The sequence below is a fragment of the Streptomyces silvae genome (assembly GCF_016745505.1).
Taxonomy (GTDB): domain Bacteria; phylum Actinomycetota; class Actinomycetes; order Streptomycetales; family Streptomycetaceae; genus Streptomyces; species Streptomyces silvae.
Map to the genome: position 1 here is coordinate 16111 of NZ_JAERUC010000090.1, position 24487 is coordinate 40597.

Genomic DNA, 24487 nt, shown 5'->3' on the forward strand with positions numbered 1-24487 from the left:
CCAGCAGACGGTCTGGCGACGTCAAGGCTTGCAGGCAGGACAGGTTATTGGCGGTTGAGATTGCGGGTCACTCCGGCGGCGATGGTTGTGGCGAGGATCCAGCCTGCCGCGATCAGAAGATAGGACAGCCACTGGTAAAGGCCGGTGGGAGCGAATGCCTTGTCCTGGCCGAAGTCGATGATGGGCAGGAGGAGGTCAAGGGCATAGATGACAGGGTTGAAGTCCGGGCCTTTGCCCCGCTCGGCCGCGGGCGGCTGGTTCAGTCCGTAGGCGACTGAGCCGAGGAGCAAAAGAGCCAGGAGCCAGGCCATGGCACGGAGGGGGCGGAAACCGTAGCCGACAGTAGCGTCCTGGAGGTAGCCCCAGAGTTTGCCGTGCCAAAGCAGCGTGGTCCGGTGCCGGCGTTGCTTGGCGAGTTGGACCGCACGGGCTTCGGCGTCGTCACCGACGCGGCGGTACGAGGCCGCGAGTTGCTCGTAGGCGTGCTGCACGAAGCCGTCTTCGTCTCGCTCGAGTAGGGCGAGTCGTTGTGCGGCTGGCAGGCGCGGGGCGAGGGTCTCGTACGTCAGGCCCTCCAGGCGTACCCTGGCGGGCCAGACTTCGGGCTTGGCGTGGATGATCTTGAAGTGGGCGTAGTGCATTTTGGCGTCACCTGAGACTGGGGCCGCGTCCCAGAGCGAGAACCCTGCTGCCTCACAGCTGCTGATGCCCAGTGCGACACCGCCCGGGTTGCGGAGCCGGGCCTCGATGAAGGTGAGCCAGCCGGTGACCTTGGCGGCGGTGCTCGGCCCGCTGGGCGATGGATGCGGGCCTGCTGGTGGTGACGCTGACGCGCCGGTACGTCGATGACTCGGAGGTGCTCTACTCCGAGTTCGCGGATTACGACCTGGGCCAGGCCGTCGCCCATATGACTGTTCAGGCCCAGGCCATCGGATTGGCCGCGCATCAATTTCGGGCTTTCGACAAGGAAGGGCTGACCAAGGAGCTGGACCCGAACCCGGGTTGGGCGATCATCTCCATGGTCGCAGTGGGCAAGGCGGCCGGCGGACCGCCGGAGGGCCGGGCCCGGCACAGCGTCGCGTACTTGCGCTCCGCTGCCTGGTCACCGGGGGAGTGACGGACGAACTCGCTGCCCGCAGCACCCGGCCCTCACAGGCGTCACCGCTCTCCTCGCTCTGCACCGAGGGGTCGTTACCGAGAGGTCGTTAAGTCCGTCTCTGGTAGCGGCCCGCGTACGGAGGGGAGGAAATCACTCGGTGAAGACCTTCACGGAGTCGGCGCTCCCGCCGTTTCGGTTGACGCCGACGAAGAAGTCGCCCCCCACGTGCGTAACATCTTCGATCTCGTCGGTCAGGTTGTTCCCGGGAATCCCGATATCGCTCTCCACGTCACCTCCGGACCAGTTGTACTGGTACACCCAGTTCCATCCGGTGTCGGGCGTTGAACTGTTGATGGACTTGGTGTTCCAGATGTAGTTCTCGGAGCAGTCGATGCCTTGGTCGGAACGATTGTCGTGACTCGTCAGGTTGCTTTTCACCAGCGTCCATCCGCTCGTCAGTGAACCGGCACCGGGATGGGTCCACAGGTTCCCCAAGCGGCGGGCAGCGTATTTGCCGGCTCCGCCGGCCGCCGTCGCGCTGTAGCAGAGGCCGCTGATATTGCCGATGGGCAGGTGGACAACCTCGCTTGCGCCAACAGATCCCGACGAGTCCAGGTGAATGATCGTGACATCAGCGCTCGGGTACGCCGATTGACTTCCTTGGGTGGCAATCAGGGCGGCACCCTGGCCCTGATAGTTCGGATGGTAGGCGAGGTCGTTGCCATGGCCGAGTGCCGGTATGGAGGTCGGCGCCCCGGCGCAGGTCCAGCTGGTGCCGTCCCAGGTCGAGCCGTCGCGCAACCATCTGGACAGGACCGGATCCTTCCCGCCCGCCTTGGTGAAAATGATGTAGAGCTGGCCGCCCGACCCCGTGGCCATGCCTTGCATGACGGTGCGGCCTGCCCTGCATGCGCTGCTGTTCGGGATGTTCAGCCGTTCCGCCCCACTCCTGTCCGTAGCGGCGTGGGCGGACGGTGTCGAGGAAATGGCGATCCCGGTCAAGAGTGCCAGTGTGGACGCGAAACTCAGCAGTTTCTTCACTTGGTGCCTCTCCTTTGTGGATAAGGGGAGGAGGGTAGCATTTGACGTGTACCTTGCATTCGACATGGCGTCAAGTCGCTGCAAGGGCAATCATCGTGACGAGCAGTCGGCGTCCTGCGCCAGCTTCCTGAAACGGACCTGACGAGCTCTGAGGAGTGGCAAGACCGGTGGTGGCGGATGGTCAGAGCAGCCGGGGATCGTTCGCCGACCGAGCGTCGCCCGGGCCGGGCACGGAGGGGCGGGGCCTGGGCAGGCGTCGCGTCTCCTCGGCTTCGCCCTCGATGTCGATGTCCGGCAGCAGACTGTCCAGCGGGCCGGGCATCCATCAGGCACGGTGCTCCAGCAGGGCCATGACCGCAGGCACGATGGTCATGCGTACGACGAGGGCGTCGAAGAAGACGGCCGCGGCCAGCGAGAGTCCGAACGCCTGGAGCATCGTCGACTCCGACAGTACGAAGCCGCTGAAGACGCTGATCATGATCAGTGCGGCGGCGGTGACGACCCGGGCGCTGTGAGCGAAGCCGGTCACAACCGCCTCGCGGGGTCGGCCGTCGCGGACGTAGGACTCCCGCATCCGGCTGACCGGGCAGACCTCGTAGGCTTGCCGCTCGCACCGCGCCGGACGCGAGACGCCGTCGGCGGCCGCAAGAAGGGGCCACGGGCAGGGGCCTGCCGGAAGGACTCGCGAGGCTTCGAAGCGGCGAAGAGGGGCAGCGGGCGCAAGCAAAACACGCCCTAGGGACGTTCGTTTGAAGTGCCAAGGCTCCGCCGGTGCCGCAGACCGTCCATCACCACTGCACATAGTTGATCAGCCTGCTCTTCACCGTCGGGTTCACATTCGGTGACGAAGGCGATGGCGTTGGCCAGCTTGAGTACCTGGCCCACTGCGACGTCGGCGCGGATCGAACCCGCCTGCTGGGCCCGGTCGAGCAGGGCCGCCGCTGCGGAGTACATCGTCTCCCGGCACCAGGAAACGTCGGAGCCCTCATCGCGTAGGGCAAGCATCAGTGTCGTCGCCAGACTGCGTGACGTGCTCCCCTGTACGACAAGCTCCCGTAGCCAGGTCTCCAGTCCCGTGTCCGGGGATCGTGCGGCGAGCAGTTCCTGCGAGCGTGCGTACAGGGCCTCGATCTGGTGGCGGTGGACGGCCTGCAGCAATGCCTCGCGGGTCGGAAAGCGGCGGTAGAGAGTCGCGTTCCCCACGCCGGCGTGGCGGGCGATGTCGTCCATGGGAGCGTCGACTCCCCGTGCAGCGAAGACTTCGCGAGCGGAGCTGACCAGCCGTTCGTAGTTGCGCCGTGCGTCGGCTCGGAGCTCGGGCTGGGGTGAAGGTGTGGGCACGGCGCCTCCTGTTTACGAAACGGGGAGTCTCCCCATATAGTAGCAAGCAGTAACCGGGGAAGTTCCCCAGTTGATGTAGCTCTTCCCGGCCCGGCAATGTCCGGCGCTCACGCGGAGGTAGAAATGACGACGAATCCCACTGTGCTGGTGACCGGGGCCACCGGTCTGCAGGGTGGAGCCACCGCGCGGCAGCTGCTGGCGGCCGGTTGGCGGGTGCGAGCCCTTGTCCGCGACCAGGTCAGCCCCGGGGTACAGGCGCTGGTACGGGCCGGCGCCGAGGTCGTTTCGGGAGACATGGGGGACAGGGCTTCCCTCGACGCGGCGATGCGGGGCGTGCACGGGGTCTTCAGTGTCCAGCCCACCGCCGGCTATCCCGGCACCCCGCCCGGCTTCTCCGTCGAGGACGAGATGCAGCTGGGCATGAATGTGATCGAAGCGGCGTACGAAGCCGATGTCCGGCACCTCGTCTACGCTTCGGTCGCCGGCGTGGAGCGCTCACCCGGCATCCGCCGCTGGGAGAGCAAATGGCGGATCGAGAGGCGAATCGGCGCCCTGGGGCTGCCCGCCACCCTCTTGCGTCCTGTGCGGTTCATGGAGAACCACTCCGACCCGACCATGGGGGTGCGCGATGGCGTACTGACCGATGTGGTCGAGCCTGAGGTGCCCGTCCAGCTCATAGCCGGGAGCGATATCGGCGCCTTCGCGGCCATGGCATTCACCCATCCCGACCAGTACATCGGCCGAGCACTCGAGATCGCCGGTGATGAATTGACGCTGCCGCAGGTGGTCGACGCGATCAGCCGCACTACCGGAGTCGCCGTCGCCTACCGGGCGATCCCGCGAGAGGCTCTCACAGGGCTGGACCCGGACGCCCAGGCCGGCTACGACTTCGCCCATCGCAAGGGTGGTGGCTGGCAGGCTGACATTTCAAAGCTGCGCAGCCTGCACCCGGCTCTGATGACCTTCGACACCTGGCTACGGAAGGAAGGCAGGGCGCAGTTCGACGCACTGTTCCGCGATCAGCTCGCCTGACGCGACCTGCAGCACCGCACGACCCTCTGTCTTCACGCACTGATGATCAGCTGCGGCCGTTGCCTTGTAGCCGGCGGCCAGTCGTTTGTACGTACCGGTCGACCGCCCGATCAGATGTGCAGGTCAGCCCTGAACGCGGTTGATGCCTCGCCGGTGATGGCGACCTGCAGTGCGTCATCGGCTCCTGTGTCGACGCGGACTTCGACGTCACCGGGCCTCCCCATGGCCCAGCCTTGCCGTCCGGTGAACGTGAGCCGGCCGTTCACCGTGGGGACGATGCCATGACGTACCAGATAGGCGCCGAGGGGGCCATGCCCGTTGCCGGTGACGGGGTCCTCGGCGATTCCGATCGCGGGGGCGAACATGCGTGACCAGGTGAGCAGGTGCGGTTCGCCGGTGGCTCGTGTGAAGACGAAGAAGCCGTTGGTGCCGACCTCGTGGCTCAGCGCTGTCAGTGCGGTGGGATCCGGGCGCAGGCTGTCGATGGCACTGCGGTCACGCAGTTCGACGAGTGCCTTGGAGTGACCGGTGGACACGATCTGAACCGGGCCGCTGTCGGCCAGGTCGTCGAGGCCTGCGTCCAGTGCCCGCAGCAGTCGGTCCGTCTGGCTGCCGTTCAGTTCGGGGTTGAAGACGGCCTTGCCCTGTTCCATGCTGATCCGTACGCGGTCGCCCTCGCGAAGAATCTGCACTCCTTGCAGAAGGCCCGTGCCGGACTTCTGTACACATGATCCCGACGGCAGGCCGTACTCGACGGCCCGTGCGTAGTGAGCCGCCACTGTGGCGTGTCCGCAGGTCGGGACCTCTGTCGTGGGGGTGAAGAACCGCACTCGCACATCGTGGTCGGCCCCCTCCGGCGGCAGGACGAAGGCAGTTTCCGAGTTGTTCAGCTCCCGTGCCACGGCCTGCATCTGGGCCTCTGTCAGGCCTTCGGCGCTGAGGACCACTCCAGCCGGGTTGCCCTGGAAGGGTGCGGGGGAGAAGGCATCGATCTGATAGAGAACCTGCGGCATACGGTTGCTCCTTTCGGCATGGGCCCTCGGTCAGGGCGTTCCGGCCGGCGCCGGAGACGACGGCTCCGGGTCAGTGGACGTGAAGCGGCGGGTGAGGGCGACGCCGACGAGCACGACCGACATCCCGACACCGATCCGTACGTTGAAGTCCTCATCGAGCACGACGACACCCAGGGCCACCGAGACCACCGGCAACAGGTACCCCACGGTCGCGGTGTTCGTGGCTCCTTCGGCGGCGATGTTGCGGTAGGTGAGGTAGAACGTGGCAGCCGTGGCGACTACGCCCAGAACCAGCACGACGGCCATCGTCCTCGCGCTGATCTCGACCGGCTCCAGGCCGCCGAAGGGCAGGGTCAGCGCAGTGAGACAGGTCGCCACGACGAGTTGCGCGGCGGAGAGCGAGATGGTGGGGATGCCCGTGCCGACCAGGTGGCGTGCCATGAAGGCGAAGCCGATCGCGTAGCTGGCCGCTGCCAGGGCGACGGCCACAATGCCCCACCCGCCGGACCCCGCGGCCTTCCACGGGGCGAGGATCAGCACGACTCCGGCATATCCGATCAGCAGTCCACACAGCCGGGTCGACCGGAGCCCCCGCTCGGCACCGGTGATGACGCCGATCAGAAGTGCCCACAGGGGAGTGGTCGCGTTCAGCACGCCGGCGACACCCGAGTCGATACTCCGCTGGCCCACGCTGAACATCGCGAAGGGCAGAGCGTTGCAGAAGAAGGCGGCCACCGCGATTCGGCCCCAGACACTCCGGTCGCGGGGGAGCCGTTGCCCCGCGACTCGGCAGGCGACCAGCAGAGTGATCGACCCGATCACGCATCGACTGAGGGTCACATGCACCGGTGCCAGCGCCTCGAGAGCCAACTCGATCCAGAGGAAGGTTGCTCCCCACAGCAGGGCAAGTGCGCCGATTCGTGCCCACGTCCGGGTCCCGTCCATGCCGCCCTTCACCATCGTCTCGTCCGTACGTTCGGCAACGCGAAGCGTCTCGCCGTGTGCTTTCCGCTCCTGGGTCTCGTGCTGCGTGGTCGACCCGGCTCCACATGGGACATGGGCCGAGTCAGTCCACTGCCACGAACCGCAGCAGTGCGGCGACGAAGGCCTCCGGATTCTCCTCCGCGATCCAATGCGCGGTCCCCGCCACGATGAGTCCGGTCACCTGCTCGGCCACCTCAAGCATCATTTCCTCGATGAGCGCCCCTGACGTGCTCATAGCCCCACCGACCGCCAGGACCGGCACGGTGAGCTTGCCGTTGCGAGCGAGCGCCGCGCGGTTGTCGGCCGCGTCCTGATCGAAGGCGCGGTACACCTCGAACCCGGCGCGCATCGCTCCGGGGGCGGAGTACGCGGCCACGTACGTGTCGAAGTCGCGGTCCGACAGTGCGGAGGGATCGGAGGTGCGCACGCCGAAGAACGTCTGGAGGTACTGCCGTTCGCGTCCTGCGACCAGGATCTCCGCCACGTCCCGTGCCCCGTGGAAGGCGAAGTGCCATACGCGAGGGTCGCTGCGCAGCCGGTCGAAGACCGCGGTGCCGGGCAACGGGGCATCCATGGTCACCAGGTGGGATACGTCGTCACGGAAGCGCTGCGCGTATGCGTAGGCGACCATCAGGCCGATGTCATGACCGACCATCACCACCGGCTCGCGCACGCCGAGATGCTCGTGCAGCAGCCGGTGGAGGTCGTTCGCCATCGTCCACTTGTCGTAGCCGGCGACCGGCCGGAACGAGTGACCGGCACCCCGGTAGTCGGGGGCAACGACGCGGTACCCGGCGTCCACGAGGGGCTGGATCACCCGGTGCCACTCCCACCACGTCTGGGGAAAACCGTGCACGAGGACGATCGTGCGGTCCCCGTGCCCGGCCGTCACGTAGTGCAAGCGCAGCCCCGGCTCGATATCGGCCATGCCGTGCGTGAAGGCGGATGAGTCCTGGTGGTCCACGTGGAAGGTCGACACGATCGGGTCTCCTGTGCGGTCGGTGAGCCTGTTCGGGGTCGTACGGGAGCCGTGCGCGGACCCCGACAGCGGTAGCCTGCGCCGAGCGAACCGATAGCACAAGTGAAATGATCTACACCTACTGTTAATGTCTGCTACATGCTCGATATGAGGCGCATGCAGGTACTGCGTGCCGTGGTCACCAGCGGATCGGTTACCGCCGCGGCGGCCAATCTGGGATACACCCCGTCTGCCATCAGCCAGCAGGTTTCCGCCCTGGAGAAGGAAGCCGGCATGCCGTTGCTGGAGCGGGCCGGACGCGGCGTACGTCCCACCGAGGCGGGACGGCTGCTCAGCGATTACGCCGCCGCCATCGGCAGAACCGTGGCGGAGGCAGAAACAGCGCTCACAGATCTGCGTGAGGGCCGCGCCGGGCGCGTGACCGTGCGGTACTTCGGCACGGCAGGTGCCCCGTTGATGGCGCCCACTCTGGCCCGGCTGCGCGAGACTCGCCCAGGCGTACGGTTCGACCTCCACCTCAGCGACCCGCACGACCCGCTGCCGGAGGTCCAACAAGGACGCGCCGACCTCGCCGTCGTGGTACGTCCCTCGATCGGGGAGCCCGCCGGTGTGCGGCTCATCCCCCTGCTCGACGACCCGTACCGAGTCATCCTGCCTGCGGGCCACCCACTGGCCGAGCGCGACGTACTTGCCCTGGGGGACCTGGCCGACGAGCCGTGGGTGGGCAGCGAGCGCTCCTCCGATCCCTGCCAGGCCATCGTCCTCGACGCCTGCGGGGCCGCGGGTTTCACGCCCAAATTCGTCGTCGAAAGCGGTGACTACGCCACGGCGCTGGGCTTCGTGGCCGCAGGAATCGGGGTCGCGCTGGTCCCGCGGCTCGGGCTGCGTGCCGTTCCCTCGAACGTGGTCGTGCGGGAGGTCCGGGCACCGGAGCCGGTCCGGTCGATCTGCAGTGCGGTTCGCGCTTCGATGACGGTCCCCTCCGCCCTGAACGCGTTGATCGACGCACTGGGCGAGGCCGCTCTCGCGCTGTCCGACCACCGGTCGTTCATCTCCGATGAACCGGAGAGCGCCCCGACTGCATGAACCGTGTGGTGAGTCCGTCCGCCCCACGCAATGGACGCGGTGCATGGACCACGTGATTCACCCGGTACGCGCCGAGGAGCGGGACCGGGCAAGGGTGATCCGGCTCGCTCCCCTCGGGCAGAAATGTAGGCGTACTTAACGGTAGTGCAGAAGCTTTTGATTATGCTCAGGCACCAGCCCCAGGCATCGTTCCTCAGGTGGCAGACGCGGCGGAGACCGAACATGAAGGGCGTCACGGCCATATGGCTTTCCACCGCATGGGCATGTCCGCCCGTGGGCTGATCGCCCTGACGCCGACGGCCTGAAAACGGACCGGACCGGGACCGTGAGGATGGATCGCATCTCCCCTCATCTGCTCCGCTCATGAAGGCACAAACGGCCGTTCCGGTGGCCTGCCTCGGTCCGACCAGCGTCAGGGCCGCCGCCCCACAACGGACGGTCGAAGCCCGCCCTGCACATCGGCTCCCACCACACGGTCGGTGAGCCAGCCGGAATCGGCTTCGACAAGCCCGAAAGATCCTTCGGAGAACAGGACAATGACGTGACCACCCTTACCGTCTCGACTGCCGCCCCTGGAGCGCAGCCCGCGGACTGCGTCGTGATCGGTGTCTCAGCAAGCCCCGCAGGGCCGGTCGTCGCGCCCGGCGCGGAAGCTGTGGACGAGGCGTTCGACGCCGGCCTCGCCGCGCCGCTCGGCACTCTCGGCTTCACCGGAGCGGAAGGACAAACGCTCAAGCTGCCCGCCCCAGCAGGCCTCCAGGCCGAGGTGGTCCTCGCGGTCGGTCTGGGGAAGACAACTGAGGGCGGTGTGGCGACCGACGACGCGCTGCGCCGAGCCGCCGGAGTGGCCGCCCGTGTACTGGCCGGAACCGGGCGTGCTGTGCTCGCCCTTCCGGCCAACACCGCCGAAGCCGCGGAAGCCGTGGCGATGGGCGCTCTGCTCGGCGCCTACACCTTCACCGCATACCGTGACCCGGGCGAGGGCCAGGGCCCCGTCGGTGAACTGGTGATCCAGGCGGATGAGGCGACTCAGGACGAGGTGACGGCCGGTGTGCGGCGCGGCAGCGTGATCGGCGAGGAGATGAACCGTGCCCGGGACCTGATCAACATGCCGGCCAATCATCTGACGCCGGAGGCTTTCGCCGCCACCGGACGCGATGTCGGGGAGACGTACGGGCTCGACGTCGAGGTACTCGATGAGGAGGCCCTCGCCAAGGAGTCGTTCGGCGGCATCCTCGGTGTCGGCCAGGGCTCCGTGAGACCGCCACGCCTGGTCAGGGTCGCCTACACCCACCCGGCCGCCGACAAGACCCTCGCCTTTGTCGGCAAGGGCATTACCTACGACTCGGGCGGCATATCGCTCAAGCCGGTCGGCTCCAACGAAATCATGAAGCGGGACATGTCCGGGGCCGCCGCTGTCCTGGCCGCTGTGGTGGCTGCTGCACGGCTCCGCCTGCGCGTGAACGTCACCGGCTGGCTCGCGATCGCCGAGAACATGCCGTCCGGCTCGGCAACCAAGCCGGGAGACGTGCTGCGGATGTACAACGGCAGGACCGTCGAAGTGCTCAAAACCGACGCCGAAGGGCGCCTGGTGCTCGCGGACGCTCTCGTCCGCGCGGGCGAGGAGGGACCGGACGCCCTCGTGGACGTGGCCACCCTGACCGCCGCGATGAGGATGGCCCTGGGCGACCGCGTCTTCGGCGTGATGTCGCCGGACGCACGCTTCCGTGCCCACGTCGTCGACGCGGCCGAACGCGCGGGGGAGGAGGCATGGCCCATGCCGCTGCCGAACCAGCTGCGCGAGAGCCTGGACTCCCCGGTGGCCGACATCGCCAACACCGGGGTACGCATGGGCGGCGGCCTGGTCGCCGGTCTCTTCCTGCAGGAATTCGTACCCGACGGTGTGCCCTGGGCCCATCTCGACATCGCGGGTCCCGCCTTCCACGAAGGCGAGCCCTACGGACACACACCCCGGGGCGGCACCGGCTGTGCGGTACGCACTCTGGTGCAACTGGCGCAGGACGCCGCCCTGGAGCGGTCAGGGGCGGACCGGTGAACCACTACTCCACCGGCGGCCTCCGCAGCGTCGCAACAGCCACGGCTCCGGAACCCTTCGGGCACTACGCACAGGCGACCGTCACCCCGGACGGTGCCGTCTGGGTGTCCGCCCAACTACCGGTCGGGAGCGGCGTGCTCGCCACTTCGCCCCTGGCGGAGCAGACGCGACAAGCCCTCAGCAACGTCTTGGCCATCGTGGAGGCCGCAGGGGGCCGAGCCGATTCGGTGGCCAGGGTCACGCTGTACCTCACGGACATCTCGGACTGGGACTCCGTCGATGCCGTCTTCGGTGAGGTGTTCGGCACCCACCGCCCAGCTCGGGCTGTACTGCAAGTCGCAGGGCTGCACCATGACTACCGCGTGGCCGCCGACGCCGTCGGCTGGTGTACTCGCTGAGCGGGCCATGTGAGTGTGGGGGCCTGAGAATCCGTTGACCTGGGCAAATCCAAAGGAACGGATGGTCGCGCACTGTTACGGTTGGGCGCTATGAGCTGGCTCCCCGACAACTTCGTCCATCCCGTCCTGGTACCGCTGCCGGGCGGCGGTCATCACCTGCGGCCGATCCGGGAGACGGACACTCCGCTCGACTATCCGGCTGTGATGGGCTCGCGCGAGCGGCTGTGGACCATCTTCGGCCCCGCCTGGGGCTGGCCCGCGGCCACCATGACCTACGAGGCCGACCAGGCCGACCTGTTGCGCCACGAGAAGGAGATCGCCGCACACCAGTCCTTCAACTACGGGCTGTTCGACGCGGCGGAGACAGCTCTGCTCGGGTGCGTCTACATCGACCCACCGGAGAGGGCCGGCGCGGACGGCGAGATCGCCTGGTGGGTGGTGGACGAGCTGGTGGACACCAAGGTCGAGCAGGCCCTCGACGAGCTGGTGCCGCAGTGGATCGCCGCCGACTGGCCGTTCGAACAGCCGCGCTTCCTCGGCCGGGAGATCTCCTGGTCGGACTGGCTCACCCTGCCTGGGGTCTGACGGCAAACAATCGACCTTGTCCGTTCCCTGACGCCATGAACGTCGCAGGGACCCTGCGGTCTGGCGCGGTGACCAGGAGCGCGTCGAGATTGCCGTGCTGAGCCGCAAGCACGTTGCTCAGGTTCGCGGACACTTCGACAGCCCGGCGAATGCTTCCGGGGGGCGGCCCCGCAACGGGTGCGCGGCCGCCGCGTTCACCGGTCGGCGCCGGGCTTCGTCGAAGCGGACGCCAGCACCTGGTCCTTGTCCTGCGCCGCAGATGCGTCCTCCTCGGGGACGAACGCGATCTCGCCGTCCAGGACCGCGCGGGCGCGCTCGCGGTCGAGTGCTCCTTCCCACTTGGACACCGCGAACACGGCGACACAGTTACCGAGGAGATTGGTTGCCACCCGCATGGTGTCCATGATCCGGTCGACTCCGAGCAGCAGCGCCACGGCACCGGCCGGGATGACGCCCAGGGCCGAGACCGTCGCCGACAGGGCGAGGAACGCCGACCCGGGCACGCCCGCCATTCCCTTGCTGCTCAGCATCAGCACCAGCACCACGGTGACCTGCTGCCCGAGCGTCAGCTCCACGCCCACGGCCTGAGCGATGAACAGTGTCGCGATCGAGAGGTAGATGGAAGCGCCGTCGAGGTTGAACGAATATCCGGTGGGCAGCACCAGGCCCACGGAATCGTCGCGGCAACCCGCCTGCCGCAGCTTCTGCATCATGCGCGGCATCACCGTCTCGCTCGAACCCGTGCCCAGCGCCAGCACCAGTTCCTCGCGGGTGTAACGGACGAACTTCCACAGGCTCACCCCCGTGAACATCTTCAAGGCGGCACCGAGCAGCAGCAGAAAGACCAGCGCCACCGCATAGCAGACGCCGATCAGCTTGCCGTACGTGGACAGCGCGCCGATGCCGTACTCGCCGACCAGGTGGGCAGTGGCCCCGAAGACGGCAAGAGGAGCGAGCCGCATGATGAAGCCGACGATGGCGAAGATGACTTGCTGCGCCTGATCGACCGCCGGGAGGATCGCCGGCACTTTGGTGTGTCCCAGGTGAAGCAGGGCAGCACCCACCAGGCAGGCCAGGATGAGGACTTGGAGCAGGGAGTTCTCGGCGAACGCCCCTACCGCGCTGTCGGGCAGGGAGTGCAGCAGGAACTCACTCGTGGACGGCAGCTGACCGCCGCCGGTCTTCTCGTCGACGGCCGAGGCATCCAGCGAGGCGGGATCCACGTTCATCCCGCTGCCCGGACGGACCAGGTTCCCGGCCACCAGCCCGATCGCCAGAGCGATCGTCGTGGCCACCTCGAACCAGATCAGCGCCTTGAGCCCGATCCTCCCGAAGGACTTCAGATCGCCCGCCTTGGCGATGCCGGTGACCACCACGCAGAAGACCAAGGGGGCGATCAACGCCTTGATCAGCCGGATGAAACCATCACCGAGCGGCTGCACGGCAGATCCGACATCGGCCCACACCCCTCCGACGACGATGCCGAGGATCAGGGCGCAGAGCACCTGCACGAACATCGAAGTCCGAAGACTCCGGGCGAGACGACGAGTCAGGGACGGACCGACCTGCGTCATGGGCTGCTCTCCTCCTACCGTAATTCCGTAATGCGGAATTAATCTTCCGCTCGTGGGTCAACTATCAAGCGGACATCGACCTGAGGGAAGAGCCGAGCGGCAGGTGGTCCGAACTTTGGTGCATGGTCCAACCATCAACTGGGACCAGTGGCCATAGGGGCGCACACACCCACGCAGAAGGAGAAGTTCGGACGCGGCGTACGTCTCGGGCGGCGACCGCATCGCCGTCGCGGAGGAGGCCATCGCATCGACCGGCCTCCTCCGCGGGGTCGGGTCCGCTGATCCGGGGCGACGTATCCGACTCGCGGTCACGCCACCGGTTCGGAAGGGGCCGGTGTCCTACTCGCTGAACCTGGTCACGGGAAGTGCCTTGTCCACCCGAGCGTCGGCCAGGTCGTCGTGGCGGATCGCGAAACTCCCGTAGTAGTACGCGTCGGCCACGGGAAAGCGGGCGAGTGACATCCACTCGCTCGTCAGCCGGTGCGCTTCCTTCTCCACATGGGAGTCCCACATCGCCATCGGGATGACTGGCCCGCCGGCCTTCTCGAGCCCCGCGAGGGTCTGCTCCGCAACGCTCGTGACCACTTCCTCGTCTGCGTACCCACCGATACAGGCGCCGGCGAGGCCTTCGCCGGGCCAGAGGTCGTAGGCGAGAGCGCGGAGTTCGTCCAGGTGCGGGATGTCGCGCTCCAGATCGCGGGCCAGCTGCTGCTGGAAGGGCGACAGGTCGTCCCGGTCCTCGTCCTCGTCGTCATCATCGTCCTCGTCCGTCCCGAACCAAGGGGGCAGCTCGGCGAGGAGCGTGGCGCTGACGTCGTACTGCTTGCCGGTGAGCTCGGGGCGGGGGGATTCCGTGACCGCAGTAGCCGTGCCGTCCTGGACGTACACGACTCGCGCGTACGCCCCGGTGTCGTCCAGATGGTCCTTCTCGTGGTCCAGGAAGAAGAGCAGCGACCCGTCCGCCGGCAGGTCGAAGCCGTCCACTCCCGGCAGCGCCCCGCACTCGACGGAGAAGACGAACGGCAGCGGACTGTTCCCGGCGGACGGCCAGTCCATGCCCACCGGCAGCCGGGGCGACCCACCGAACTGCCCGACCGGAACACCGCCGGAACCCCCGCTCAGCCCGATCGACAGACGGAGGTGCCGGCTGAACGCTCCGATCTCGTCGTCCGGGATGCCCAGCTCAAGTGCCGCACGACGAAACCGCCCCTGGTGATCCATGTCCCCCATGGTGCCCGAGAGCGCGGACATCGACGCGGCGGGCACGGGGAGGCCGGCGCCGAGGAACCCCCGCCCGGACCGGCCGAGTTCGGTTGCCGATCTTGACGTGTCCGACGGACGTGACGTCAGATGCAGTGTCGGGCTTGGCATCGGACATTGCGTCATCGCATGGGGGTTTGTTGTGTTCATCGCGAAAGAGGAAGCTTTTGATCCTGAGGAGATGCTCACGCTCTACGCCTCGGTCGGCTGGGAGGGCTACACCCGTGACGTCGAGAAGCTCTGCCGCGGCCTGCTGAACTCGCACCTCGTCATCACGGCACGCGACAGTGCGGGAACGCTCCTCGGGCTGGCCAGGACCATTTCCGACGACGAGCACATCTGCTACGTCCAAGACGTCGTGGTCAACCCCGACCATCACAGGCAGGGCATCGGCAGGGCCTTGATCGAAGACCTCATGCCGCGCTACTCGCACTGCCGCTTCTTTCTCCTGTCCACGGACCACGAGTCGTCACCGGAGGGCAAGCGCAACCACGCGTTCTACCGGAGCCTGGGCTTCCTGTCCTACGAGGAAAAGGAGATGGCGGGCTTCGGACTGCCGAGGAACCGTCCGGACCTGCGTGAGACGGCGCCGTGAACGGGACGCAGTTGGTTGCGTGGGATCGTACCTCTGCCAGCGCAGCGGGTGCTCGGGCGGGTCGCGCTTGAACACGACCTGTGACACCAGGTCGTTTCCTAGTACGAACCGGGCCAGGGCCGTGAAGACGGTGTCGCCTGCCTCCTCGAAGTACCGGCACCACGACTGGTGGTGTCCGGCCCCAGTGCAGCCGTGGCCCGGGGGCAGGGCAAGCGAATGGCGACCGGTCACGGCGCACGCCCTGGGTGCTGCCGCCACGTGTCGCGCCGGCATCGGACCCGGGGTGCGTTTCAGGGACCGGCCGTCGCACCGGAAAGGGCTCCGGAGGGCTCGGTGCGCCGGCGGGCCAAGAGCGTCACGGCCAGCGGCACGATGATCAGGTCGAGGGCGACGTGCCACACGCTGAAGGGGTTCGTGTGGAGGAAGAAGAAGCGGTAGATGCCGAGCAGACCGCCGATCGTGGGGAGCACGGCCGCGAGGTGGAGCGCGGCAGGCCGTCGTCCGAGGACCGCGACTCCGATCGCCACGTACACGGCGCCGAACGCGGCGGCGCCCAGCATGTTCGCCTCGTGCTGGTAGACGGCGAGTTGCGCGAGGTGGGTGACGCCGGACAGCAGGAGCAGGCCCGCCAGCACCCTGGCGGTCTGTGGAAGGGCCGGGTGCGCCTGGGGTGGGGTGTTCATCGCAGGGTTCCTTCCGGTGGTGCCCGCGGTTCCGGCAGCGGATCCGCTCGGCCTGGTGCAGGGCACAAACAGTACGGTCACCTGACTATTAAGGGAAGGTATGGTGACCTGACCATGCCGAGGAACCCGTATTCCGCCGCCGACACCCGCCTGGAACCGGACTCACGGCTCGGCGCGCTGGCGCGCCGGCTCGCCGCGATCGTCACCGACCGGGTGCAGGACGACCTCGCCGGCGTAGGCATCACGGATCTGCGCCCCGCCCACCTGCGGATCTTCGCGGCGCTCGGCCACGGCGACGGGGCCCGTGTCACCGAGATCGCCGAACGCCTCGGAAGCACCAAACAGACCGTCGGCCCGCTGGTCGACGAACTGGTGGCGAGGGGCTACCTCCACCGCCGGCGCGATCCGGCGGACGCGCGAGCCAAGATCGTCGACTTCACCCCCGGCGGAACTACCGCCGCAGAGGCCGCCCGGCGCAGTGCGGAGAACATCGACCGCCAGTGGGCCGACCGGATCGGCGACAGGCGCCTGGACGAATGCCGCGCGACCCTCTGGGAACTGGTCAACGAACCGGCGGACCCCACGGGTGGCTCCTGAGGCCCGACCGCCGGACGTCGCCCTCACATCAGGAACGATGTGAGGGCGACCGCTGCCCAGTGCCTCTCGTTCGGATCAGGCCGGGCTCCGCCTTGCAGCTGCTGCACGCAACGGACCCCGCTACCTGGCCCGGCCTGATCCGGACGAAAGGGCCCTAGCAGCTGAGGCCGTCTCCGGGCTCGACGCCCAGGACCTGGGTGAAGCGCTCGTAGATGTCGATGCGGCTCTGGACCTGCTGGGGGTTGCCGCCGTTGCATTCCAGGCTGCCGTTGATGGCGCGGATGGTCTCGCCGAAGCCGGCACTGTTGACCATCGCGTCGTGCGGCGTCATGGTGCCGGGTCCGCTCTGGGTGTTCCAGTACCACAGGCCCGTCTTCCAGGCGACGGACGCGTCGTTCTGGACCAGGTCGGGGTTGTTGAGGAGATCGATGTCCAGGGCGTCGCCGGCGCTCTTGTAGTTGAAGTTCCAGCTGAGCTGGATGGGCCCGCGCCCGTAGTACTTGTCGTTGCCCGCCGGGCAGCCGTACGGCTGGGTGGCGTCGCAGTAGTGCGGATAGTTGGCGGTGTTCTGCTCGACGACGTACACCAGCCCGCCGGTTTCGTGGCTGACGTTGGCGAGGAAGGCGGCGGCCTCCTGCTTCTTCACCGTGTCACTGCCGGCGTTGGTGAAATCCGGATAGGCGCTGAGTGCGTCCGTGAGGCCGCTGTAGGTGTAGAAGGAGTTCCTGTTCGGGAACATCTCGTCGAACTGTGTCTCGGAGAGCACGAACTCGGCGGCCGTGGACCGCGCATCCGTCTTCTGGGCGAGCGCTGACGGGGCGAGGATCAGGGTGCAGAGCGTGGCGGCCGCGCCGGTGGCGGCCAGGAGGGCGAGTTTGCGGGACTTCACGAGGTCGGCTCCTGTGGGACGAGGGCGAAGGCGAGGACAGGGTGGGTGGGAGCTCGGAGGGGCTTGGCGTGTTGGTGGCAAGCCCCTCCGTGGACGGGCGAGCCCGGTGACCCGGCATGGGGCCACCGCTCACCCGGCCTCGCTCCACTCGATGTGTCAGCCGCCGACGTTGACGTCGATGCAGGCGTAGAACGCGTTGTCGGTGTCGGCCACGTTCCACACGGCGAGCACCTTCTGCTGCCCGGTGAGGCTGCCGAAGTCCACCTCGTGGTTCACCACGGCGCCCGGCTTGGCGCCGCTGTCGTCGAACACGGCGATCTGCTGGCCGCCGGCGTAGTACTCCCAGGTGCTGGTGGAGTGCTGGGCGGTGAGCTTCCAGGAGAACGTCGCGTTCTTCGGGACCGAGGTGACGGCCCAGCCCTTGCTGTCGTCGTCCAGCTCCGCGAAGCGGCTGTTCCCGCCGCTGCAGTTGGTCAGGCCCTTGGGCCCTTCCACGCTCTGGGGCTCGTAGGTGATGTCTCCGCAGGACACCGTCCCCGCGGCACACTGGGCCTGCCGGCTGGGCGGATCCGAGATGTAGCCGTGGGCGCTGGCCGAACCGGCGGGCAGGCTGATCGCGATGACGGGGGCCAGGGCCGCACCGATCAGTGCTGCCGTCTTCCTGCTGGCGTGCATACGTACTCCTTCACATCAGGCCGCCCCGGGGCATGTGCGGTCGTATGTGGGGGGACCGCACGTGCCGGGGTGCGGCCTCTGGGTGGGGGCCAAGAGGCGCGAAGGTCACGCGCACTCACCGTCCCCGCCGGCGCATGGGGGCGCCGACAGGGCCCAACTCCGGAAGCGGAGCGGTGAGTTCTGTTGGCCTAGACCATACAAGCGGACGTGTTCGTGTCAAGCACCCGTGCGTCCCGAGTGATCACTGGCCCACCCGGCCGTCGATCCGCTCGCGCAGAAGGTCGGCGTGCCCGCAGTGCCGCGCGTACTCGGTGATCTGCGCGACCAGGATCTCGCGGAGCGGTCCCTCCCCGGTCCGCGTGCCGAGGTCGGGGAAGCCGGCGATGAAGCGGTCGGTCGCCTCGCTCTCGGCCCGCCACCGACGCCAGGCGTCCTCCACGACCGCAGGGTCGGCGACCGCTCCGTTCCAGTCGCCGTCACGGTCTTCGGGGGTGCGATAGATCCTGGGGGAGTCCTCGCCGGCCATCCGGCGGAAGTGCCGCTCGTCCTCGGCCATGTGCCTCACCAGCCCGAGCATGGACATCGTGGACGGAGGTACGGAGCGCCGGGCCATCTGTTCGGTGTCCAGGCCCGCACATTTCATCTCGATGGTGAGCCGGAAGTGGCGCAGGCACTGCAGCAGCGTGCCGCGTTCGTCGGCCGCCTCGGCCTCGGTCTCGCGTGGGTCGTCGTCCGGGTCGACCCACATGTCGGGGTGGACGGTGGAAGGGGTCCATCGAGTCACCACGGCTTCGTCGCCGCGCTTGCCTGAGTCCATCGTCGCATCGTGGTGCGCCTCGACTCCGTCCGCCACTCGATATCGAATGCGGGCCGGCGTGGCGCCGAAGCAGGGCCGCCGCGGGAGACGGCGGCCCGAAACGACGTCCCGTCAGGCCACCGAGGGATTCGCGCCGACCGAGGCGTGCCGAGACCCCCTGGGCGGTGCCCAGGGGGTCTCGGTGTCAGCCCGGCAGCCGGCCGGTCCCGGTTCAGGACAGGGTGTACGTGGTCATCTGCTGGATGGCGTTATTCAGGGACAGGACGCCCCCGCCCAGCTGGGCGGCCATCCGATGGCGCCCGAAGTCGTCGGAGTTCAGGGACACCATGTCGTCCACACCGTCACCGTCGAGGTCGGCGGCGAGGTAGTTGCGGCCGCCCATCAGGCCCGTGCTCCCCACCCCGCTCTGGAACTGCCAGCCGGTGGTGAGCACCGACGGGTCCCAGACGCCGAGGCCGCCCTCCACGCCGCCGGCCAGCAGCCTGCGGCCACCGGGTCCGTCGATGAACTGGACGCCGCGCACCGGCAGGGCGACGGAGCTGGAGGTGTCCGCGCCCTCCGCGCCGAAGCCCAGGAACGTGCCGTAGCTGAGGTGGTACAGCGGGTCGTTCCTGCCGTCGATGAAGTAGTTGTCGTGCGACCAGGGGCTGCCGCCGACGCCCTGGTGCAGCAGCTCACCGGTACGGCCGTCGCGGATCTCGATGACGACACGCGGGGTGGCGGTCTCCAGCTCACCGGCGACCGTGGGTTCGGACCGCGTGATCCAGGTGTGGACGACCGCGTGCCCGTCCGCGTACGGGATGTTCGGCGAGGCGAAGACGGCGTGGTCGAGGACCGCACCGTACAGCCTGCCGTTGGCCGAACCCGCCGGGGCCTTGGGATCGGCCGTCCAGCGCACCGTGCCCTTGGCGCCGTCGAGGGCGACACCGTTCTGGACGGCGGACGTGCTGTTGATCGCGCCGAGGCTGGAGTACTGCGTGTACACCTGGCCGTCGGCGACCGCCGTGTCGGAGAAGACCACGTCACCGGCGCCGGCGGGCGCGGCGTACGACCAGAGCTGTTTGCCGCGGGCGTTGTAGACGCGCAGGGCGTCCGTCGGGACCAGGATCTCGTCCTTGCCGTCGCCGTCGACGTCGGCCACCGTCACCGAGCGGACGTACTGGCCGGCTCCGTCGATGGTGGTGAGGACGGTGCCCGTGGCGCCGTCGAGGACCGTGGTCGCACTGTCCGCCGCGACGACGATCTCCGGCTTGCCGTCGCCGTTGACGTCACCGGTCGCGATGGTGTGGATCTCACCGGCGACGGTGGCCCGCCACAGCTGCTTCGGTTCGCCCTTGACGAGCGAGGGACCGGACCAGGCCCACACGCCGTTGGACGTACCGCCGGCGACGACATCCTTCTTCCTGTCGCCGTTGAGGTCGACGGCCTGCGCGTAGTTCAGGGCGGCCTGGAGCGGCGCGAGGTCCTTCTCCTTGCCGTTGCCCAGCTTGTACGTCCGGATGTTCTGGTTCTGATCGATGACGCGGACGAAGTCCGTGCCGTCGGAGCGGTAGACCTGCTGGAACATCGGGGACGCGTGCACGCCGTCCTGCCGCCAGGCGATCTTCCCCTTGGCGTTGAACACCGTCAGCGCGCCGTAGCGCAGACCGCCGATGTTGTCGGCCTCGCCCATGCCCTTGTCGTCCTGGCTGGAGACGACGAGCTTGCCGCCCACCGTGTCGAGCTGCCAGGCGTTGGCCCCGTTGCCGGTGTTGGCGGCGTCGCGCTTGAAGGTGTGGGTCCACTCGACCGTGGACGCGTCCTCACCGTCCAGCACACGGATCGTGCTGGCGTTCACGGAGAAGTAGGAGTCGAAGGTCGACTCGCTGACCGCGTACTCCGTGCCGCCGCCCGAGGCCGCGTCGCCGATCGTCATGGCGGTGGCCATGGCGTTGACGCGGGTGTCCAGGGTGGTGCGTTCGCCGCTCTTGAGGTCGTAGGAGGCGACCTCGTACGTGAGGGCGTCGTTGACGTCCGACTGCTCCAGGGCGACCATGCGGCCCCGCTGCGCGTCCAGGTGGAGCTGGCGGCCGTACAGATCGCTGTCCGCCTGCCAGGTCACGGAACCGTCGGCGGTGTCGAGGACGAGGGTGTTGCCGTGGGCGTCGACGTCGGCGGCCTTGCGCAGGTTCCAGGACGCGGCGACCTTGCCGTCGCCCGCGCCCTCCAGGGCGCCCCAGCTGACGCCGCGCGTCTCCTTGGTGTCGTACGTCCATGTCGAGGACGGGGTCAGCGCGCCGTCGGCGTACCCGAAGCGGATGCCCGTGAGGGTGGCGGTCTCGTCCGCGGGCGCGTAGTCGTTCGTCCGCGGCGAGTTCGCGAGGAGCAGCGTGCCGTCGACGATCTTCACGTTGGTGACGTACGAGTAGAGCTTCGACCACAGCGTCCTGCCGGTTTTGCCGTCCATGACCGTCACGAACGTGCCGGCCGGCAGGGACGAGCCCGGGGAGGTGAAGGTCCGGGGCGTCGGCGAGAAGCCGACGGCCGCCGAGAAGACGAGGTCCGGGACACCGTCACCGGTCAGGTCGCTGGTGTCGTACCCCTGGTCGGAATAGGGCGAGAACGGGCTGACGGCGTTGTAGCCCATCACGATGCGGGCCGGGTACGGCTCGGTGCGCCACGGCTGGAGCGGCTTGACCTGCCAGTCCGCGTACAGCGAGGCGTTGGTGCGGGCCCACGCGGTGGAGCCGTCGGCGTTGTGCAGCTGGATGTTGCCCAGGCTGTGCACGGTGAAGTACTGGCTGCCCTTGGCGGGCACCGTGACGCCGAGGCCGCGTACGCCCTCCATCGTGGACTTCTCGGTGAAGGCGACCGGGGTGTCGGTCGCCGTCGTGCCGGAGCCGGTGTCCTTGAGGTGCGAGCCGCTGCCGGCGGAGCCGCCGGACGTACCGGAGGCGTCATCGGTCGGCGCCTGGCCGTCGGACGCGTCGTCGGAGACCTGCCTGTCCCCGTAGACGTCGACACCCATGTGGTCGGCGAGCTTCTCGGCCTGGGTGTCGGTCAGCTTCAGGACCGCGTTGCCGTCGGTGCCGGCGGCCAGCGCGTGCGGCGCCGAGGCCAGGGCGAGGCCCGCGGCCACCAGGGCGGAGGCGAGCGTCAGCGCCCGCTTGGAGTGAGGGGTTCTCATGTTCAGGCTCCCTGCGCGATACGGATCGCCGCACCGTCGGTCAGGACGGCCTGGTCGAAGGAGTACGGGAGGGCGTCGGTGCCCGCCTGGTTCTCGATGCCGACGGTGGCGGTGGAGCCGCTGCCGGGTACGGACTTGTACTGGAAGGTGATGTCACCGGTGGCCTCGTCGAAGACGGCCTCGAAGGTGACGCGGGTCCTGCCGTCCGAGACGAGCAGGGCCTTGTTCCAGACGATGGCGAACTGTCGCTTGCCGTTCTTGCCCTTGAGGGCGGTCTGCACGCTCGACTTCTTGTCGAGGGTCAGGTCGTCCCAGAACGGGGCGGCGATGCCGTTCGGACGGGCGGCGGAGGGCAGCGCGGTGTTGGCGTAGTCGCCGAGGCGCGGCTCCATGAAGTTGACCAGCCCGTTGGTGGTGACCGCGGCGCTGGAGTAGTCCACTCCGTACAGGGTCACCCAGAACGGCAGGGACACCGTCCTGGCGTCCTCGTCACCCGTCAGCGCGACGGCGGTGGAGCCCTTGATCCAGGAGTACGCCGCCGGGGTGCAGCTGTTGCCGGAGTTGTCGGAGCGGGCCGGGAGCTGGACGATGCGGGTCTCGACGCCGTCCACCGCGAGGCTCGCGGAGTAGATCCCGTTGCACAGGACCGGGGCGGTGGGCCTCGCCGTCAGCGTGTAGCTGCCCTCGGCGACCGCCGGCAGGGTGAACGTGCCGTCGGCGCCCGAGGTGACGGACGGGACGGGGGTGCCGGTGACCTCGACGGTCGCCCGGGCGAGCGGCTTGCCGGTGACGTCGAGGACGGTTCCGGTGACCGGGTGGGTGGTGACGGCGTCCAGAGCGACGTCCTGGGCCAGGGGAGTTCCGGTGGTCAGCTCGACGCCGGAGACCGCCCTGTCCGCGTAGCCGTATCCGCTGAGCTCGAAGGAGTACGTGCCCGGCGCCAGCGCCAGGCGGTAGGAGCCGTCGGAGGCGGTGCTGACCGTGCGGGCGGCGGAGGAGCCGTCCGTGGCCTTGACGGCGATACCGGACAGGGCCTTGCCGGTGGCCCGGTCGGTGACCTTTCCGGAGACCGTCACGGCGGTGTGCGGGGCCTTGTCGATGGAGGCCAGGATATCGAGCTTGCCCTCACCCCAGACGTTGTTCATGCCGGCCGTACCACCGCAGTGGGTGTCCTCGACGTCACGGGCGCCCTCGTTCAGGAGCCTGCGCGTCTCGTCGATGTTGCCGATGAGCGACGGGGCGGCCGACCACAGCAGCGCGGCGGCACCGGCGACGTGCGGGGTCGCCATCGACGTGCCGTTGATGGTGTTGTACGAGGAACCGGGCCACGTCGAACCGATGTTGACGCCCGGCGCCGATATGTTCGGCTTCGCCGAACCGTCGACCAGCGAGGGGCCGAACCCGGAGAACGACGCGATCTTGCCGTTGGCGTCGTAGGCGCCGACCCCGTACGAGGAGACCTGCGCGCCCGGCGGGTGCGTGGTGGAGCAGGTGACGCCGTCGCCGTCGTTGCCGGCCGCGAAGGCCTCGAAGATGCCCGCGGAGTTCCAGGCCTCGACGATGTCCTGGTAGAAGGTGTTGTTGTCGCCGCCCCAGGAGTTGTTGACGATGTTCGGGGCGAGGTCGGGGCGCGGGTTCTGCCCCTTGTGGTCGGTCGGCGCCAGGATCCACTGGCCGGCCGCGAGCAGATACGAGTCCGTGCACTGGTCGCTCTCGCAGCCCTTGGCGGCGATCCAGGTGGCGTTCGGCGCGACGCCGATGCCCTTCCTGCCGACCATCGTGCCCATGGTGTGCGTGCCGTGACCGTTGTTGTCGCACGGCACGGCGCTGTCGGGGCACGCGCCGGTCGGGTCGTACCAGTTGTAGTCGTGCGAGAAGGAGCCGTCGCCGTTGTTGCCCCGGTACTGGGCGACCAGGTCCGGGTGGTCGTACTGCACACCCGAGTCGACGTTGGCGATGACGATGCCCTCGCCGCGGGTCTCGTACTGGCTCCAGACGTCGTCCGCGTCGATGTCGGCGATGCCCCACTCAGGGGTGTCGTCGCCGGTGCCGGCGGAGTCCGTCTTCCCGGAGGCCGGGCGCGTCTTGGTGACCTTGGCGTCGGAGGTCTCGATGTCGTCTAGCCTGTAGTGCTGCTCCATGACGATCGAGGCGACGTCCGAGCGCTTCGCGAGCTCGTTCACCAGGTCCTGGTCGCCGTCGACCTTGATGGTGTTGGCGATCCAGTAGTCCTCGTGCCCCGCCTTCTTCTTGTCGAGGAAGGAACTCAGCGAGCGCTGGCTGGTCTTCGCGTGGGCGCGCAGTTCGCTGTACGCGGACCGCGCCTTCGCGGTGTGCGACTTCTTCTTCCTGGTGGCGGACAGGTCCGCCTGGTCCTTGAGGACGACGAAGAAGGACGCCTGGCCGCCGTCGTCCACGGCCTTCAGGAGGGCGGAGTCGACCTTCGGGGACGGCGCCGCGCCGGAGTCGGCGGCGACCGCGGGCAGCGGCGCGGTCAGCAGGGCGGCCGCGGCGAACGCGGCGGCCGCCCAGGCGGCGCGTCCGCGCGACGGCGGTGAGGACAGGTGCATCGAGGGTGCTCCTCCATGAACGGTACGGGGGAGTTCGGACCCTAGGC

The 24487-nt window shown here is 68.4% G+C and carries 23 protein-coding genes and 1 pseudogene; 8 read left to right on the forward strand and 16 right to left on the reverse strand.

From position 1 onward, the window contains the following. Positions 1–44 precede the first annotated feature (44 nt). On the reverse strand, positions 45–641 hold the full coding sequence (locus JKV81_RS13915) for a hypothetical protein (RefSeq protein ID WP_202076133.1): 597 nt from the start codon (positions 639–641) through the stop codon (positions 45–47). 143 nt (positions 642–784) lie between these two features. Here JKV81_RS13915 and JKV81_RS13920 point away from each other — a divergent pair. Then, positions 785–1117, forward strand: a pseudogene (locus JKV81_RS13920) (nitroreductase family protein); the annotation flags it as partial. 132 nt (positions 1118–1249) lie between these two features. On the opposite strand, the gene JKV81_RS13925 reads toward JKV81_RS13920, so the two are convergent. The 4 genes from JKV81_RS13925 to JKV81_RS13940 all read right to left on the reverse strand — a co-directional run bounded on the left by JKV81_RS13925 (position 1250) and on the right by JKV81_RS13940 (position 3481). Then, entirely contained in the window at positions 1250–2140 is an 891-nt protein-coding gene (locus tag JKV81_RS13925; RefSeq protein ID WP_129260019.1) for a hypothetical protein, read from the reverse strand. Between the two features lie 181 nt (positions 2141–2321). Beyond that, complete coding sequence (locus tag JKV81_RS13930; protein WP_164992612.1) at positions 2322–2462, reverse strand: hypothetical protein; 141 nt, start codon at positions 2460–2462, stop codon at positions 2322–2324. Positions 2463–2465: 3 nt separating this feature from the next. Then, complete coding sequence (locus tag JKV81_RS36825; protein WP_202076139.1) at positions 2466–2942, reverse strand: MMPL family transporter; 477 nt, start codon at positions 2940–2942, stop codon at positions 2466–2468. Continuing rightward, the gene (locus tag JKV81_RS13940) at positions 2876–3481 is read right to left on the reverse strand and encodes a TetR/AcrR family transcriptional regulator (protein ID WP_129260021.1); all 606 of its coding nucleotides are present in this window, start codon (positions 3479–3481) and stop codon (positions 2876–2878) included. Before JKV81_RS13940 ends, JKV81_RS36825 begins: the two co-directional genes overlap by 67 nt. Positions 3482–3604: 123 nt before the next feature. Here JKV81_RS13940 and JKV81_RS13945 point away from each other — a divergent pair, with 123 nt between their 5' ends. Then, on the forward strand, positions 3605–4513 hold the full coding sequence (locus JKV81_RS13945; RefSeq protein ID WP_129260022.1) for an NmrA/HSCARG family protein: 909 nt from the start codon (positions 3605–3607) through the stop codon (positions 4511–4513). Between the two features lie 110 nt (positions 4514–4623). On the opposite strand, the gene JKV81_RS13950 is transcribed toward JKV81_RS13945, so the two are convergent. From JKV81_RS13950 to JKV81_RS13960, 3 genes are all read right to left on the reverse strand, one after another. Beyond that, entirely contained in the window at positions 4624–5526 is a 903-nt protein-coding gene (locus JKV81_RS13950; RefSeq protein WP_202076146.1) for a PhzF family phenazine biosynthesis isomerase, read from the reverse strand. A gap of 30 nt (positions 5527–5556) precedes the next feature. After that, entirely contained in the window at positions 5557–6486 is a 930-nt protein-coding gene (locus JKV81_RS13955; protein WP_236056577.1) for a DMT family transporter, read from the reverse strand. Between the two features lie 106 nt (positions 6487–6592). After that, positions 6593–7489 (reverse strand): alpha/beta fold hydrolase, encoded by an 897-nt coding sequence (locus JKV81_RS13960; RefSeq protein ID WP_202076149.1) that lies wholly within the window; start codon positions 7487–7489, stop codon positions 6593–6595. A gap of 156 nt (positions 7490–7645) precedes the next feature. On the opposite strand from JKV81_RS13960, the gene JKV81_RS13965 reads away from it, so the two are divergent. The 4 genes from JKV81_RS13965 (at position 7646) to JKV81_RS13980 (ending at position 11614) form a co-directional block, all read left to right on the forward strand. Next, the gene (locus JKV81_RS13965; RefSeq protein ID WP_236056580.1) at positions 7646–8575 is read left to right on the forward strand and encodes a LysR family transcriptional regulator; all 930 of its coding nucleotides are present in this window, start codon (positions 7646–7648) and stop codon (positions 8573–8575) included. A 541-nt stretch (positions 8576–9116) separates the two neighbouring features. Then, entirely contained in the window at positions 9117–10631 is a 1515-nt protein-coding gene (locus tag JKV81_RS13970) for a leucyl aminopeptidase (protein ID WP_202076151.1), read from the forward strand. Further along, positions 10628–11029, forward strand: coding sequence for a RidA family protein (locus tag JKV81_RS13975; RefSeq protein WP_202076152.1), 402 nt, complete (start codon positions 10628–10630; stop codon positions 11027–11029). The genes JKV81_RS13970 and JKV81_RS13975 overlap by 4 nt, the downstream gene beginning before the upstream one ends. Before the next feature lie 90 nt (positions 11030–11119). Further along, positions 11120–11614, forward strand: a complete 495-nt coding sequence (locus JKV81_RS13980) for a GNAT family N-acetyltransferase (protein WP_202076153.1) — start codon at positions 11120–11122, stop codon at positions 11612–11614. Between the two features lie 194 nt (positions 11615–11808). Here the strand turns inward: JKV81_RS13980 and JKV81_RS13985 are convergent, their stop codons facing one another. Both JKV81_RS13985 and JKV81_RS13990 read right to left on the reverse strand, forming a co-directional pair. Continuing rightward, positions 11809–13188, reverse strand: a complete 1380-nt coding sequence (locus tag JKV81_RS13985; RefSeq protein WP_202076154.1) for a cation:dicarboxylate symporter family transporter — start codon at positions 13186–13188, stop codon at positions 11809–11811. Positions 13189–13527: 339 nt separating this feature from the next. Beyond that, on the reverse strand, positions 13528–14409 hold the full coding sequence (locus JKV81_RS13990; RefSeq protein ID WP_202076155.1) for a DUF1963 domain-containing protein: 882 nt from the start codon (positions 14407–14409) through the stop codon (positions 13528–13530). 220 nt (positions 14410–14629) lie between these two features. Between JKV81_RS13990 and JKV81_RS13995 the strand changes: the two genes are divergently transcribed. Beyond that, a complete protein-coding gene (locus tag JKV81_RS13995; RefSeq protein WP_129260233.1) occupies positions 14630–15043 on the forward strand; it encodes a GNAT family N-acetyltransferase in 414 nt (137 codons plus the stop codon). 290 nt (positions 15044–15333) lie between these two features. On the opposite strand, the gene JKV81_RS14000 is transcribed toward JKV81_RS13995, so the two are convergent. Next, positions 15334–15726, reverse strand: coding sequence for a hypothetical protein (locus JKV81_RS14000; RefSeq protein WP_202076156.1), 393 nt, complete (start codon positions 15724–15726; stop codon positions 15334–15336). 114 nt (positions 15727–15840) lie between these two features. Here JKV81_RS14000 and JKV81_RS14005 point away from each other — a divergent pair, with 114 nt between their 5' ends. Beyond that, complete coding sequence (locus JKV81_RS14005; RefSeq protein WP_202076157.1) at positions 15841–16323, forward strand: MarR family winged helix-turn-helix transcriptional regulator; 483 nt, start codon at positions 15841–15843, stop codon at positions 16321–16323. 154 nt (positions 16324–16477) lie between these two features. Here JKV81_RS14005 and JKV81_RS14010 read toward each other — a convergent pair whose 3' ends face one another. The 5 genes from JKV81_RS14010 to JKV81_RS14030 all read right to left on the reverse strand — a co-directional run bounded on the left by JKV81_RS14010 (position 16478) and on the right by JKV81_RS14030 (position 24440). Continuing rightward, positions 16478–17212, reverse strand: coding sequence for a chitinase (locus tag JKV81_RS14010; protein WP_202076159.1), 735 nt, complete (start codon positions 17210–17212; stop codon positions 16478–16480). Between the two features lie 156 nt (positions 17213–17368). Continuing rightward, on the reverse strand, positions 17369–17887 hold the full coding sequence (locus JKV81_RS14015; protein ID WP_202076162.1) for a lytic polysaccharide monooxygenase auxiliary activity family 9 protein: 519 nt from the start codon (positions 17885–17887) through the stop codon (positions 17369–17371). 241 nt (positions 17888–18128) lie between these two features. Beyond that, positions 18129–18704, reverse strand: a complete 576-nt coding sequence (locus JKV81_RS14020) for a DinB family protein (RefSeq protein WP_202076164.1) — start codon at positions 18702–18704, stop codon at positions 18129–18131. Between the two features lie 211 nt (positions 18705–18915). Beyond that, complete coding sequence (locus JKV81_RS14025; RefSeq protein ID WP_202076166.1) at positions 18916–21870, reverse strand: FG-GAP-like repeat-containing protein; 2955 nt, start codon at positions 21868–21870, stop codon at positions 18916–18918. A gap of 2 nt (positions 21871–21872) precedes the next feature. Continuing rightward, entirely contained in the window at positions 21873–24440 is a 2568-nt protein-coding gene (locus tag JKV81_RS14030; protein WP_202076168.1) for a S8 family serine peptidase, read from the reverse strand. Positions 24441–24487 lie beyond the last annotated feature (47 nt).

Excerpts from the sequence above, each read along its gene's own strand:
- JKV81_RS13955 (WP_236056577.1), bottom strand. The coding sequence starts at position 6,486 with ATGGTGAAGGGCGGCATGGACGGGACCCGGACGTGGGCACGAATCGGC.
- JKV81_RS14020 (WP_202076164.1), bottom strand. The coding sequence starts at position 18,704 with ATGGACTCAGGCAAGCGCGGCGACGAAGCCGTGGTGACTCGATGGACC.
- JKV81_RS13965 (WP_236056580.1), top strand. The coding sequence starts at position 7,646 with ATGCAGGTACTGCGTGCCGTGGTCACCAGCGGATCGGTTACCGCCGCG.
- JKV81_RS13915 (WP_202076133.1), bottom strand. The coding sequence starts at position 641 with ATGCACTACGCCCACTTCAAGATCATCCACGCCAAGCCCGAAGTCTGG.
- JKV81_RS13995 (WP_129260233.1), top strand. The coding sequence starts at position 14,630 with ATGCTCACGCTCTACGCCTCGGTCGGCTGGGAGGGCTACACCCGTGAC.
- JKV81_RS14000 (WP_202076156.1), bottom strand. The coding sequence starts at position 15,726 with ATGAACACCCCACCCCAGGCGCACCCGGCCCTTCCACAGACCGCCAGG.
- JKV81_RS13985 (WP_202076154.1), bottom strand. The coding sequence starts at position 13,188 with ATGACGCAGGTCGGTCCGTCCCTGACTCGTCGTCTCGCCCGGAGTCTT.
- JKV81_RS14015 (WP_202076162.1), bottom strand. The coding sequence starts at position 17,887 with ATGCACGCCAGCAGGAAGACGGCAGCACTGATCGGTGCGGCCCTGGCC.
- JKV81_RS36825 (WP_202076139.1), bottom strand. The coding sequence starts at position 2,942 with ATGTGCAGTGGTGATGGACGGTCTGCGGCACCGGCGGAGCCTTGGCAC.
- JKV81_RS13950 (WP_202076146.1), bottom strand. The coding sequence starts at position 5,526 with ATGCCGCAGGTTCTCTATCAGATCGATGCCTTCTCCCCCGCACCCTTC.
- JKV81_RS13945 (WP_129260022.1), top strand. The coding sequence starts at position 3,605 with ATGACGACGAATCCCACTGTGCTGGTGACCGGGGCCACCGGTCTGCAG.
- JKV81_RS13930 (WP_164992612.1), bottom strand. The coding sequence starts at position 2,462 with ATGCCCGGCCCGCTGGACAGTCTGCTGCCGGACATCGACATCGAGGGC.
- JKV81_RS13990 (WP_202076155.1), bottom strand. The coding sequence starts at position 14,409 with ATGGATCACCAGGGGCGGTTTCGTCGTGCGGCACTTGAGCTGGGCATC.
- JKV81_RS14030 (WP_202076168.1), bottom strand. The coding sequence starts at position 24,440 with ATGCACCTGTCCTCACCGCCGTCGCGCGGACGCGCCGCCTGGGCGGCC.
- JKV81_RS14005 (WP_202076157.1), top strand. The coding sequence starts at position 15,841 with ATGCCGAGGAACCCGTATTCCGCCGCCGACACCCGCCTGGAACCGGAC.
- JKV81_RS13980 (WP_202076153.1), top strand. The coding sequence starts at position 11,120 with ATGAGCTGGCTCCCCGACAACTTCGTCCATCCCGTCCTGGTACCGCTG.
- JKV81_RS14025 (WP_202076166.1), bottom strand. The coding sequence starts at position 21,870 with ATGAGAACCCCTCACTCCAAGCGGGCGCTGACGCTCGCCTCCGCCCTG.